The 12,565-nt window shown below is 64.6% G+C and carries 10 protein-coding genes; 6 read left to right on the forward strand and 4 right to left on the reverse strand.

Features of this window, described 5'->3' with window-relative positions; genetic code table 11:
* Positions 1-10: 10 nt before the first annotated feature.
* On the reverse strand, positions 11-1,678 hold the full coding sequence (locus SINAR_RS0101660) for a tetratricopeptide repeat protein (protein WP_027997422.1): 1,668 nt from the start codon (positions 1,676-1,678) through the stop codon (positions 11-13).
* Between the two features lie 174 nt (positions 1,679-1,852).
* Here SINAR_RS0101660 and SINAR_RS0101665 point away from each other — a divergent pair, with 174 nt between their 5' ends.
* The 6 genes from SINAR_RS0101665 to SINAR_RS0101690 all read left to right on the forward strand — a co-directional run bounded on the left by SINAR_RS0101665 (position 1,853) and on the right by SINAR_RS0101690 (position 8,523).
* Positions 1,853-2,863 (forward strand): YeiH family protein, encoded by a 1,011-nt coding sequence (locus SINAR_RS0101665; RefSeq protein ID WP_027997423.1) that lies wholly within the window; start codon positions 1,853-1,855, stop codon positions 2,861-2,863.
* Positions 2,864-2,969: 106 nt separating this feature from the next.
* Complete coding sequence (locus SINAR_RS01000000132940) at positions 2,970-4,553, forward strand: aromatic amino acid lyase (protein WP_050577411.1); 1,584 nt, start codon at positions 2,970-2,972, stop codon at positions 4,551-4,553.
* A gap of 43 nt (positions 4,554-4,596) precedes the next feature.
* Positions 4,597-5,508 carry a glycine betaine ABC transporter substrate-binding protein OsmF gene (gene osmF / locus SINAR_RS0101675; RefSeq protein ID WP_033056928.1) on the forward strand — a complete coding sequence of 304 codons (912 nt, stop codon included), beginning with the start codon at positions 4,597-4,599 and terminating at the stop codon, positions 5,506-5,508.
* A gap of 146 nt (positions 5,509-5,654) precedes the next feature.
* The gene (locus SINAR_RS0101680; RefSeq protein WP_050577412.1) at positions 5,655-6,851 is read left to right on the forward strand and encodes an ABC transporter permease; all 1,197 of its coding nucleotides are present in this window, start codon (positions 5,655-5,657) and stop codon (positions 6,849-6,851) included.
* Positions 6,848-7,780 carry an ABC transporter ATP-binding protein gene (locus tag SINAR_RS0101685; protein WP_027997426.1) on the forward strand — a complete coding sequence of 311 codons (933 nt, stop codon included), beginning with the start codon at positions 6,848-6,850 and terminating at the stop codon, positions 7,778-7,780. Before SINAR_RS0101680 ends, SINAR_RS0101685 begins: the two co-directional genes overlap by 4 nt.
* A complete protein-coding gene (locus tag SINAR_RS0101690; RefSeq protein ID WP_027997427.1) occupies positions 7,777-8,523 on the forward strand; it encodes an ABC transporter permease in 747 nt (248 codons plus the stop codon). The genes SINAR_RS0101685 and SINAR_RS0101690 overlap by 4 nt, the downstream gene beginning before the upstream one ends.
* 1 nt (position 8,524) lies before the next feature.
* Here SINAR_RS0101690 and SINAR_RS0101695 read toward each other — a convergent pair whose 3' ends face one another.
* Genes SINAR_RS0101695 through SINAR_RS0101705 form a run of 3 tightly spaced genes read right to left on the reverse strand, consistent with a single transcriptional unit; the run spans position 8,525 to position 12,546 of the window.
* Positions 8,525-10,135, reverse strand: coding sequence for a GMC family oxidoreductase (locus tag SINAR_RS0101695; RefSeq protein ID WP_033056930.1), 1,611 nt, complete (start codon positions 10,133-10,135; stop codon positions 8,525-8,527).
* Between the two features lie 8 nt (positions 10,136-10,143).
* Positions 10,144-11,673, reverse strand: coding sequence for an FGGY-family carbohydrate kinase (locus SINAR_RS0101700; protein ID WP_027997429.1), 1,530 nt, complete (start codon positions 11,671-11,673; stop codon positions 10,144-10,146).
* Between the two features lie 30 nt (positions 11,674-11,703).
* A complete protein-coding gene (locus SINAR_RS0101705; protein WP_027997430.1) occupies positions 11,704-12,546 on the reverse strand; it encodes a class I fructose-bisphosphate aldolase in 843 nt (280 codons plus the stop codon).
* Positions 12,547-12,565 lie beyond the last annotated feature (19 nt).

The following is a 12,565-nucleotide window of genomic DNA, read 5'->3' on the forward strand; positions in this document are numbered from 1 at the left end:
GACCGGAGCACTAAAGGCTCCCGCGGCAGAAGCAGGCGCTCGTCACGGCGACATCGGCCCTTGCTTCGGCGAGCGTCAGTTTTTGTCTGACGATGTCGAGCTCGCTGCCGCCACCCTTCCGCTCCAGGCATTCAAGCAAGCCGCGCAGGGCCCAGATATTGTCGGGGTGCTGGGTGCAGCGGGCGACCTCGCCGACAAGTCCGAGATCGGCGCGATAGGCATGTTCGGCTTCGGCGAAACGCCCTTGCTCGGCCAAAAGCGCGCCGAGAGCGTGGCGCGGAGGGTGCATCCAGGCCCATGGCTCGGTATAGGTCAGGTTGTCGTCGCGCGAAACGGCCCGGCGCAGGCCCTGGAACGCGAGGTCGTAGTTGCCTTTGCGATATTCGAGCTCGCCTTCAAGCATCGCTTCGCCGACCGCCAGCATATCGGTCACCGGATTGCTGAGAAAAACCATTTCCGTCGGAATATCGGCCAGCAGTGCATGGAAGCGGCGGCGTGCCTGTTCGGCCTCTTTGATATTGCCGAGCGCGGCATGGGCTACGCCTTTGCCATAGGCATGCATCGCCCGGCGGATCGGGGCGCGCGTTCCATCCGGCTCTTCCACGGCGGAGACCAGATCCGCCCATCTGCCGAACCGCACCAGAACATGGGTGCGCATCGCCGAATAGCCGTCCAGAATCGCCGCCATGAAAGGCGGGCTCGTTTCGAGCTGCTCGGGCGTGGCCTCCGCGCAGATACGGTCGGCCGCATGGAGCGCCTCGCGGTACTGGCCGAGCATCATGGCCGCGAACATGTGAAGGTGCAGATCGTGGCAGCGGGCAGTGGTGTAGAAATTTCTCGCGCCCCGGCGCGCGACATATTCGTCGTCCTTCGCGACGGCGCGTTTGCTGACGGCGACGGACTGGGCATAGTCGCCGCATTGCACATAGATATGGGCCGGCATGTGGTGAAAATGCCCCTCGTCGCGGGCGAGATCCCGCATCGCATCGGCGGCCGGCAAGGCCTTCTCGGGAGTTTGCGACATCTCCAACGCATGAAGATACATGTGGACCAGACCGGGATGCCGGGCCGCCCGCGGATCGTTCATGCCGCGCAGCATCCTGTCGAGCACCCGGACGCATTCGGCGGCATCCGAGCCGGACAGAGGTTCGCCCGTGCGCAGGTCCCATAGCCGCCGGGGGGTGCGCGTCACCGCCGCTTCGACGAAGAGAGCGGCGATATCGAGGTCATCCGGAAAGGCTCTGTGGGCGGCGCGCATCCGATCGGTAAATTCGTCATGCCATCGGTTGAGCGTTTCCGGCGGCGCTGCTTCGGCTTGGGGATACCGGTAACCGATCGCGGCGATCAGAGCGCTTTCCGCCGGCGAAACGCCATCCCTGCAAGCGGCGGCCTTCATCGCCGCCTCATGGCAGACGGGCAGGGTCCGCTCGATCTCGGCCTGTGTGAAACGGACCCAGGGGCGATTGTAGAACGGGCCGCTGGCATAGGCTACGCCCCACCAGGCCATGGCGCAGCCCGGATCGTGTTTCAACGCTTCGCGAAAACACAACACCGCCTCTTCATGGTTATAGCCGTAGGTCCAGGTGAGCCCGCGATCGAACCATCGCTGGGCGGCCGGTGAAGACGTGGTGATCTCCCGGTGCCCCGCAGCCAGCTGAAAGCAATATTCTTCGTTCATCGCCCACCTCCTCCCTGTCTTATAGGCCGAGCGTTCGGCCGTTGACGAGTCACGCTATCGTATATACTCTTATATACAAGTAGGGGGCGCAATCGCAAGGCGGGGGCGGCGCTGTGCTACCCCGGAGGGTTGCGGGTTGCACTGTTCATTCGGGTGGGGGCGAGCGGGCGAGGCATGCATGTAAAGTTCAAGCCGCATGCGGACCGATTGCGGTCCATTGCTCCCGGGCTGCTGATAGCCGCCTTCGTGGCACTGGCGGCGCAATTCCTGTCGGAGCATTACGGCGTACCGGCCATGCTCATGGCCCTGCTGCTCGGCATGACCGTCACCTTCCTGTCGGAGTCGGGGCGTTGCGTGGAGGGAGTGAACTTTTCGGCCCGGTCGTTGCTGAGACTCGGCGTGGCGCTGCTGGGGGTGCGGATCAGTTTCGGGGCGCTGATCGAACTTGGTCCGGCAATGATACTGCTCGTGGTTCTGGCGGTTGTCTGCACCACCCTTTTCGGTTTCTTCGGCGCCAGACTGATGGGACGGGGATGGCGTTTCGGCGTGCTGACCGGCGGCTCTGTGGCGATCTGCGGCGCGTCGGCCGCCATGGCCCTGGCGGCCGTCTTGCCCCGCGACGAAAGGTCCGAACTCGATCTGACCTTTACGGTGTTGGGCGTGACCCTGCTCAGCACCCTGACGATGATCCTCTATCCTGTGCTTGCCACGTGGCTGAACTTCGACGACGTTTCCGCGGGACTGTTCCTCGGCGGCACCATTCACGACGTTGCCCAGGTCGTCGGGGCCGGCTACTCGGTCTCGGAGGTGGCGGGGGACACCGCGACGCTGGTCAAGCTGATCCGGGTCGCCATGCTGGCACCGGTGGTCATCACATTGGTCGCGCTGTTGCGGTTCCGCACGAATGGATCGCCAGGCGGGAGGGCCGGGGCACGCCTGGTTCCGACCTTCCTGGCCGGCTTCGCCGCCATCGCGGGGCTGAACTCGGCCGGCCTCCTGCCGCAAGCAGTCGTCCTTCTCATCAGCGACATTTCGAGGTGGCTGCTGCTGATCGCCATAGCCGCGGTCGGCATCAAGACTTCTGCTCGCACCGTACTGGAGGTCGGTCCGCAGGCGATGATCCTCCTTATGGCGGAAACGCTTTTCATCGCGGCCTGGGTCGTCGTTGGGTTGCACCTCTTGTAAGAGCGATTACGCGGATTTGTATATATGTGTATATACAAATCAACCGAAATGCGTTAGGTGTCGGTGTCTGTTCGCCGATGCCAGACCCTGGAAGACAGAGCATGATATGACGCATAATCCGCTTCACACCATATCCCTGGCCGGCAAGCCGCTGAACTTCGCGGAACTTGTCTCCATCGGCGCCCGGCAGGCGGTTCTCCGGGCTGGCCCCGAGGCCATGGCAAGGGTGGCCGCGGCCCGTGCCGTGGTCGACGCCGCACTGGCGCAGAACAAACCGATCTATGGTTCGACCACCGGCGTCGGCGCCATGAAGGAAGTGGCCTGGGCGGAAAATCAGCTGGATACGTTCAACATGGGTCTGGTGCGGGCCCACCACTTCGGCACTGGAGAGCCATTTTCCGACAAGGTGATCCGCACCGCCATCGCCATTCGCGTCAATACTCTGCTGACCGGCCGTGTGGGCTGCACCACCGGACTGGTCGATGCCTATCTTGCGCTCTTGTCCACCGATGTGGTGCCGGTCGTGCGGCGCACCGGTTCGATCGGCTGCGCCGACATCGGGCTGATGGGGCAAATAGGGGCCGTGCTGACGGGTGTGGGAGAAGCCGTTTTCGCAGGAAGGCGCCTTCCGGCCGATGAGGCGCTCGCAGCAGCCGGGATCGAGCCAATTCGGCTGGCGCCGCGCGATAGTTTGGCAGCGGTTTCCACAAATGCAGTGGGATATGCGGCGGCCGCCCATGCCGTGCGTGCGGCGGCGACGGTGGTGCGGGTGATGCTGGCCACGGGGCTGACGACAGCCGGCGCGCTTGGCGCCTCGCGTGATCCGTGGAGAGCCACGGCCCATGTCGGCAATGCACATGAGGCCGTCATCGGCGCCTGGCTCTATGCTAATGCCAAGGGGTGGGACTGGCCCGATGCCACCCATATCCAGGATCCGCTCAGCATAAGAATGATGAGCCAAGTCTTCGCGACTGCTTTCGACGTGCTGACGAAAGCCGGAAATGTCCTGCTCGACGCGACCGGCCGCACCGACGACAATCCGGTGGTCTGCGACGGGGAGGTGCTGACCTCGGGCGGTTCCCTGCCACTCGAAGTCACAGTCGCGATCCAGTCGGCCCAGATCGCGCTGGCGCATGTGGCGCGCAATTCCTTCAACCGCTGCGTGCTTCTCGGCAATGGTGGTCGGCGCGGTCTGCCGGTCAACCTGGTCATGCCGGGGGCAATTGCCACTGGTTTCGGACCTGCGATCAAGCTGGCAGGGGAGTTGTTCGCCCGTGTTCTGACCATGATGAATCCGATTTCGGCCAGCTCGGTCGTGGTGGCCGGCGGGCTGGAGGATGAAGCGGCCTTCCTGCCTCTGGTCGTCGAGCGCTTCGAGCGCCAGGTGGCGACACTCGAGCGTCTCGCTGCGCTCGAGAGCATCCTGGCGGCCCAGGCCATGGACATTTCCGGGGACCGGCCGGATTGCGTAGCCGGCATGATCTACGAGCTGACGCGTCGACACTCCGAAACCTATGTCACGGACCGCCCGCTCTCCGCCGAGGTTGAGGCGGTGGAACAGGCGTTATCCACGCCGGCCACGCTTGCCGAACTGATTTCCCATGCGTCGCTCGCGGACGTGGATACGTTCTTCGCGCTCGGCGGCGTCGGCGATTGCAACCGCCAAGGTTCGCTGCCCCTGACGGGATAGGTTTTGGAGAAGCCCGGCCGGTGCCGGGAATACGGAGGAGCCCATGCGACTGACAAGAGTAATGACGATATTCGCCGCCGCCTTTGCCCTATCGGCCGGTATCGCGAGCGCCCAGGTGGTCGTTTCGTCCAAGATCGACACCGAGGGCGGGGTTCTGGGCAACATCATCAAACAGGTTCTGGAAGCCAACCGGATTCCGGTCGAAAACCGTATTCAGCTGGGGGGAACACCGATCCTGCGCAAGGCCATCACCGCCGGCGAGGTCGACATCTATCCGGAATACACCGGCAACGCCGCATTCTTCTTCGAGAAGGCCGGCGACCCCGTTTGGAACGACGCTGAAAAGGCATATCAGGAGGCTTCGCGGCTCGATCTCGAGGCCAACCGCATCGTCTGGCTGACCCCCTCGCCGGCGAATAATACCTGGGCGGTGGCGATCCGAAAGGAACTCGCCGAGGCCAACAATCTGAAAACCTTCAGCGAGTTCGGCGCCTTTGTCGCGGCCGAGGGCGCGGTGAAGCTGGCGGCCTCGTCGGAATTCGTGAATTCGCCGGCTGCCCTGCCCAAGTTCCAGGAGGTCTACGGCTTCAGGCTTTCGCCTGATCAGTTGATCACTCTTTCGGGAGGCGATACGGCCGCAACGATCGCTGCCGCGGCCCAGCAGACCAACGGTGCGAATGCCGCCATGGTCTACGGAACAGATGGCGGCATCGCGCCCTCGGGCCTGGTGGTTCTGGAAGACGACAAGCGCGTCCAGCCGGTCTATCAGCCCGCCCCGCTCATCCGCGAGGAGGTATTGGCCAAATACCCGCAGATTGCCGATCTGCTCAAGCCGGTATTCCTGAGCCTGACGCTGGAGGTCCTGCAGGACCTTAACGGCCGCGTACAGGTGGGCGGCGAAGCGGCCGCGGCAGTGGCCGCCGATTACCTCGCGAAAAACGGTTTCGTGAAATAGGCCCGGCCGCCTGGCAAGACCAGAAGCAGGGCGGCACCTGACCTGCCGTCCTGCCCCCAAGCGACATGATTTCAAAGCGTTGTGGCGTTTCGCTGTCGAGTGAAACGTCTAGGGGGCCCCTCGGGCACCCGCGTTGGAGAACCCGTATGAGCAGAGCCGAAACCATCAGCGCAAGCAAACGTCCCATCTGGCCGGCGGTCGACAGGCTCGGCGTGCTGATCGCTCTTATCGCCATCATCGGGGCAGTGCTGCCCTTCGCTCTCTTTCGTGCCAACCGCATCGTTTCCGGGGAGGGCCGGAGCCTGACAGAAAGCCTTCCCGCGCCGCAGGCGGGCCTGCTGGCAGCCCTCCTTGCGATGAGCCTTCTGGCGGCGCTGCTGCGGATACGCCCCGTCATCAAGCTGGGAAGCGGCGCGGTGGCACTTGCCGGGCTTTTCCTGTTGGCCGGCGTGGCGGCCAGCACCCTGACGCCGCCTGAAAACAATTTTGCGCGCGTGTCCCCCGCGTCCGGTTTTTGGCTGCTGGTGTGCGCAAACGCGCTTCTGGTGGCCGATGCACTGACGCGCCTGCAGCTCGGGCCGTGGCCGCGTATCGCCATCCTGATATCGACCTCAGCCGGCTTCGCCGTCTTGCTCGCAAGCGGCGCCTGGAACGACCTTTCCATTCTGAAGGAATACGCAGTCCGCGCGCCGGCCTTCTGGCAGGAAGCCCGCATCCATCTTTTGTTGACCTTCGGCTCGGTGGCCGCCGCGATCGCCATAGGCATTCCGCTCGGCATATTCTGCTACAAGGTTCCGGTCTTGCGCGCTGCGGTGCTCAATTTCCTCAATATCGTGCAAACCATCCCTTCCATCGCCCTGTTCGGCCTCCTGATTGCGCCGATGGCCTGGCTTGCCGCCAACATGCCCGCCGCCGCCGCCATGGGCGTGTCGGGCATCGGCGTCGCGCCGGCCCTGGTCGCGCTTTTCGCCTATTCGCTGTTGCCCGCGGTCTCCAACACGGTGGTCGGCCTGATGGGCGTGTCTCCTGCCGCGGTCGATGCGGCACGCGGGATGGGCATGACCGGGGCGCAGCGCCTTGTCGGCGTCGAACTGCCTCTTGCCTTTCCGGTAATTCTGACGGGCATCCGCATCGTTCTCGTGCAGACGATCGGCCTGGCCACCATTGCCGCGCTGATCGGCGGCGGCGGCTTTGGCGTATTCGTGTTCCAGGGCATCGGCCAGACGGCGATGGACCTGGTGCTGCTTGGCGCGGTGCCGACCGTGGCGCTCGCTTTCGCGGCGGCCGTAGTGCTCGACGCGGCCGTGGAAATGATAAGCCGTGAGGAGGCGAAAACGCCATGATCGAAATCGACCGCATTACCAAAGCCTATGGCCGGGCCGTCGTGGTTGAAGAGGTGAGCCTGACGATCGAGCCGCACAGTATTTGTACGGTGGTAGGCACGTCCGGTTCGGGCAAGACCACGCTGATGCGCATGATCAACCGTCTGGTCGAGCCGACGGCCGGGCGAATCCGCATCGACGGGCAGGACGTGAACGAGGTTCCGGCTTACGAACTGCGTCGGCGCATAGGCTATGCGATCCAGGGAAATGGTCTGTTCCCGCACCGGACGGTGGGACAGAATATCGCTACGGTGCCGCGGCTGCTCGGCTGGGACGACAAGCGTATCGCCGCCCGGGTGGACGAGCTGCTGGGCCTTTTCCAGCTCGATCCCGCCAAGTATCGGGACCGCATGCCGCATGAGCTTTCCGGCGGGCAGCAGCGGGTCGGGGTGGCCCGCGCCCTGGCGGCCGAACCCAAGATCCTGTTGATGGACGAGCCCTTCGGTGCCTTGGATCCGGTGATCAGGACCAAGGCGCAGGACGATCTCCTCGCCATTCAGAAACGGTTCGGAACCACCATCCTGCTGGTGACGCACGACATGGAGGAGGCGATCCGTCTGAGCGACCGCATCGCCGTGATGGACAAGGGCAAGCTCTTGCAATATGCCCCGCCCGCCGAGATCGTCGCCCGTCCCGCCACCGGTTTCGTGGCCGAACTGCTGGGTCCGTCGGATCGCGCCTTCCGCCTCCTGTCGCTGTCACGGCTGGGCGATCATGCCGAGCCGGGCGAGGCCACGGGCGCGCCGCTTTGCGCCGGCGCGAGCCTGCGGGACGCCTATTCGGAGCTTCTGTGGTCGGGCAGGCAGGCAGCCCCGGTGGAGGCCGACGGCAAGCTGATCGGCCGTATCCGGCTTGAAATGCTGACCAGACTTGCGGTGGCGCCGAAATGACCGCCGGGACCCTTGTAAGACTTGCTGCGCTCGCCGCGCTCGCGCTTCTTCTGCTGCGGCCGGAGCTCTTCGCGGGATTCTTCGCGCTGTTCGCAAATCCGGAACAGCCGGTCATCTACAATCAGGGCAACCTGCTGAACATCACCGTCAGCCATGTCGCGATCGTAGCGGTGGCAGTGCTGGCCTCGAGCGTGGTCGCCGTTGCGCTGGGGATATTGGTGACCCGGCCGGCGGGGGCGGATTTCCTGCCGCTTTCTCGCGCCATAGCCAATATCGGCCAGACCTTTCCGCCGGTCGCGGTCCTGGCGCTGACCGTTCCGCTGCTGGGCTTCGGCACGGCGCCAACTCTGGTCGCGCTCTTTCTGTACGGTCTTCTGCCGGTGTTCGAAAACACGCTGGCGGGTTTTACCACACTGCCGTCTTCCGTGATCGAAGCCGCTCGGGGTATGGGCATGACCGGCCGGCAGCGCCTTCTTAAGGTGGAACTGCCACTCGCCCTGCCGGTGATCCTGGCCGGCGTACGGCTATCGACCGTCATCGCCCTGGCAACGGCCACCATCGGTTCGACCGTGGCGGCGCGCACGCTGGGCGAGGTGATCATTGCGGGCCTGCTTTCGAGCAACACGGCCTTCGTGCTGCAAGGCGGGCTGATCGTCGGCGCGCTTGCGATCCTGATCCATGACGCGCTGTCGGCGCTCGAGCGTTGGCTGACGGCACGCAACGGCCAGAAGGGGCGCAGCTAAACTAACCGCGCAGGATCGCCTCGGCTGCCTTTTCGGCAATCATGATGACCGGAGAATTGGTGTTGCCCGAGACGATGGTCGGCATGATCGAGGCGTCGACGACGCGCAAGCCGTCAAGACCGTGGACTTTCAGCGAAGGATCCACCACTGCCAATGGATCGCTGCCCATTTTGCAGGTGCCCACCGGGTGGAAGATCGTCGTCGCTATGTCGCCGGCGCGCCGAACGAGTTCCGCCTCGCTCTGGAACTCGACGCCGGGCAGCATTTCCGCCGGCTTGAATCTTGCGATCGCCTTCGTCGCCATGAGGTTGCGGGCGTGGCGGATCGCCTGCGCCGCAAGCAGCCTGTCGCCGGCGGTCGACAGGTAGTTCGGCCGGATCTCCGGCGCGGGCGACGGCTCGGCGGTCGTGACATGCACGCTGCCCCGGCTTTCCGGCCTCAGGTTGCAGACCGAAACGGTGACCGCCGGATATTTGTGCAGCGGCTCTCCCAGGCGGTCGGTGCTCAGCGGCTGGACATGGTATTCGAGGTCGGCGGTCGCCACCGACGGACTGCTCTTTGCAAATATCCCGAGCTGGCTCGGCGCCATGGACAATGGACCGGCACGCCTCAGCACGTATTCGAGGCCCATGCCCATGCGGGAAAAAGCGCTGTGATAGAGCTGGTTCAGCGTCTTCGCCCCTTCGATGCGGAAGACGGTGCGGATCTGCAGATGATCCTGCAGGTTTTCGCCGACACCCGGGAGGTCGTGGACCACCTCTGCGCCGGCCGCCGAGACGATATCCGGCCGGCCGACTCCCGATAGTTCGAGGATTTTCGGCGAGTTGATCGCGCCTGCGGAAAGGATCACCTCGCGCGTGGCGCGCGCCATCTGGATGCGGCCGTTCAACCGGAAGCGCACGCCCTTCGTCCGGCGGCCGTCGAAGATCAGACGCTCCGTCTCGGCGCCCGTCAGCACACGGAGATTTGGCCGCTTCATGGCAGGGCGCAGGAAGGCCTTGGTCGTGTTCCAGCGCACACCGCCGCGCTGGTTCACCTCGAAATAGCCGGATCCCTCGTTGTCGCCGGTGTTGAAATCCTCGGTCTTCGGAATGCCGAGCTCTTCGGCGGCATCGCGAAAAGCGTCGAGGATCGGCCAGGACAGCCGCTGCCGTTCGACCCGCCATTCCCCGCCCGCGCCGTGCATCGGCGACTTGCCGCGGAAATTGTCTTCCGACTTCAGGAAATAGGGCAGGACATCGTCCCAGCCCCAGCCGGTATTGCCGGCCTGGCGCCAGCCGTCGTAGTCGGCCGCCTGGCCGCGCATATAGATCATGCCGTTGATCGAAGAACAGCCGCCGAGCAGCTTGCCGCGAGGATAGGGGAGGCTCCGGCCATTGAGACCGGCCTCCGCAGCCGTCCTCATCATCCAGTCGGTGCGCGGATTGCCCATGCAGTAGAGATAGCCGATCGGCACATGCACCCAGTGATAGCGGTCGCTGCCGCCGGCTTCGAGCAGCAGGACCCGATTTTTCGGGTCGGCCGAAAGGCGGTTGGCAAGCACGCAGCCTGCGGAACCGGCGCCGATGACGATGAAATCGTAGGTGCCCGCGTCGGCTATCGTCTCTTCCATGTGAGGGTTCACGCAGCAGCTCCCGTCTTCATCGCCTGCATTGCCGAAAGCCGTTGCCAGAGCGGGGTCATGGCCTCCGCTATCTCCCTGTAGATTGCGTATCGCCGGGCATAGTGCGCTTCCAGCGCCGTGTTCGGTCGATAGTGCCGCTCGGTTCTCACCATGGCGGCAGCCCCATCGGCGAAGTCGGAGAAAATGCCGACGCCGGTACCGGCGGCGATTGCCGCCCCCAGTGCGCCCGTCTCACGCGAGCGGGCAACGGAGACCGGGACGCCGAGAACGTCGGCGAATATCTGCGGCCATACGAGACTGCGCGAGCCGCCGCCGGAAAGCACCGCCTCGCCGAAGGCCGCACCTGCTTTCCGCATCGTCTCGATGTGCTGGCGATGGCCGAAGGCCACCCCTTCCAGGACCGCGCGGACGAGTTGGCCTTTCGTGTGCCAGCCGGCGATCCCGTAGAACCCGGCGCGCGCGCTGCCGTCCTGCTGGGCGCCGTAAAGATAGGGGTGGTAGAGGGGGTCGTCGGACGCCGGATCGCTTAAGGACGCGAGTTCGCAGCAGAGGTCGAAGGGCGAGCGCCCATCGGAACGCACCTCGGAAAAGAACTCTCGCACCAGCCATTCGAGGTTTGCGGCGGAGGTCGCGCTGGACTCGATCGCCATGTAGCGGTCGCGGTCGAAAGTCGACGACATGAACACCGGGCCCTGGAGCTGCGGGCGTTCGATGATCACCTGGTTGATGCTCCAGGTCCCGGCGATGATGGAAGCCGCCCCGGTGCGGGTGACCCCGGAGCCGATCGCGGAGGCGACCACGTCGAAGAGACCGCCGACAACAGGCGTTCCCGCGGCAAGCCCTGTCTCGGCCGCGGCTGCTTCGGTGATGCGGCCGGCGATGTCGGCGCTTTCCACGAGCGGCGGCAGGAGGTGCATGGATTCAGAGAGCCCGTAAGCTGCCATGAGTTCCCGGTCGTAGTGCCGGCCGGCGACGTTGAGCAAACCGCAGCCGGTCATGTCCGAGACGTCGCTGACGCGCGCGCCCGTCAGCCGGTTGACGATGAAGTCCTTGCAGAGAAAGACCGTGCCGATACTGGCGAAGACCTCCGGCCGGTGCCGTTTCAGCCAGGCGAGCAGGGTAGGGGTCTGCGAGGGCCAGGGCCGTTGCTGACCGATCGGATAGGTCCGGTCGCCGACGCCTTGCGACGTCCACTCTTCGAGAAGCGCCGCCGCCCGGGTGTCGAGCGATTGGATGCCGAGAAGCGGATGCCCCTCATGGTCGAGCGCGTAGAGCCCGTTGCCATGGCCCGCGCAGCCGATCGCCGTGATTTCGACGGCGTCGATCCCGGCCTCATCGACACATGCGCGGATGACCCGGCGCGCATTCTCCCAAAGCTCGTCCAGGCCGCGCTCGACATGGCCGGGGAACGGCATCCGGCTGTGCCCTTCCGCCGCAGCCGAAGCGATCTCCTCGCCCGCCCGGTCGAAGATCACCGCCTTGATGACGGTGTTTCCGGCGTCGAGCCCCAATAGATAGTCTCCCATGCTGAACCCCTCCCAAGGTCCGATATCCGATCAGCCTTGACGATACAGCGCGAAAGCCTCTTCACCGCTCGCATTCTCGTGCACGATCGCCATCAATCCGCGCACCACGGCTTTCGGATTGGAGTGCTGATAGATGTTGCGCCCATAAACCATGCCCATAGCCCCCTGCTTCATCAAGGCCGCCGACTTGTCGAAGACGGATCTCAGATCCTCCTTGCCGCCGCCGCGAACAAGAACCGGGCAACGCGCCGCTTCGACCACCCGGTGGAAATCTTCAGCAGCGGTGGTCGGGTCCGCCTTGACGATGTCGGCGCCCATCTCCCGGGCAAGCCGTGTCAGCGTGACGATCTTGTCGGCATCGCCGTCGACCATGTAGCCGCCATGCTCGGTAACCGGCTGCATGACGAGCGGCTCTATCATCAGCGGCATGCCGTACTTCTCGCAATCGGCCCGCACTCGGGCGATGTTCTGCACGCATTGGCGGAAAAGATCCGGTTCGTCCGGCAGCATGAACAGGTTGACGACGACGCAGGCCGCGTCCATCGCGAGCGCGCCGATCAGCGGCTCGGCCTCGTTCTGCAGCACCGCCCACATGTCGCGGTGGCGAATACGGTTATAGGGATTGCCCATGTCGATGCGCATGACGAGCGCCGGTTTGTCCTTGCCCGGCAGTTCCTGCAGCAGATCGGCCTGGCCGTAATTCATCTGGATCGCGTCGGGGCCGGCCTCGGTAAGCGCGCTTACCACGGCCCCCATGTTCTCGAGCCCGTTCAGGAAGGATGGTTCGTTGCACACTCCGTGATCGATCGCCACGTCCAGGCAGCGCCCGCCGTTGAAAAGGCGGTTCATCCGCACCTTGCTATTGTTTCTCATTTTCTTCTCCTTCTTCGTA

Origin of the sequence: Sinorhizobium arboris LMG 14919 (assembly GCF_000427465.1) — a bacterium.
In the GTDB taxonomy this organism is placed as follows: domain Bacteria; phylum Pseudomonadota; class Alphaproteobacteria; order Rhizobiales; family Rhizobiaceae; genus Sinorhizobium; species Sinorhizobium arboris.

What these genes read in the sequence shown, in the direction of transcription:
- SINAR_RS0101705 (WP_027997430.1), bottom strand. Translation starts at nt 12,546, where the DNA reads ATGAGAAACAATAGCAAGGTGCGGATGAACCGCCTTTTCAACGGCGGG.
- SINAR_RS0101700 (WP_027997429.1), bottom strand. Translation starts at nt 11,673, where the DNA reads ATGGGAGACTATCTATTGGGGCTCGACGCCGGAAACACCGTCATCAAG.
- SINAR_RS0101695 (WP_033056930.1), bottom strand. Translation starts at nt 10,135, where the DNA reads ATGGAAGAGACGATAGCCGACGCGGGCACCTACGATTTCATCGTCATC.
- SINAR_RS0101665 (WP_027997423.1), top strand. Translation starts at nt 1,853, where the DNA reads ATGCATGTAAAGTTCAAGCCGCATGCGGACCGATTGCGGTCCATTGCT.
- SINAR_RS01000000132940 (WP_050577411.1), top strand. Translation starts at nt 2,970, where the DNA reads ATGACGCATAATCCGCTTCACACCATATCCCTGGCCGGCAAGCCGCTG.
- SINAR_RS0101660 (WP_027997422.1), bottom strand. Translation starts at nt 1,678, where the DNA reads ATGAACGAAGAATATTGCTTTCAGCTGGCTGCGGGGCACCGGGAGATC.
- SINAR_RS0101690 (WP_027997427.1), top strand. Translation starts at nt 7,777, where the DNA reads ATGACCGCCGGGACCCTTGTAAGACTTGCTGCGCTCGCCGCGCTCGCG.
- SINAR_RS0101685 (WP_027997426.1), top strand. Translation starts at nt 6,848, where the DNA reads ATGATCGAAATCGACCGCATTACCAAAGCCTATGGCCGGGCCGTCGTG.
- SINAR_RS0101680 (WP_050577412.1), top strand. Translation starts at nt 5,655, where the DNA reads ATGAGCAGAGCCGAAACCATCAGCGCAAGCAAACGTCCCATCTGGCCG.
- osmF (WP_033056928.1), top strand. Translation starts at nt 4,597, where the DNA reads ATGCGACTGACAAGAGTAATGACGATATTCGCCGCCGCCTTTGCCCTA.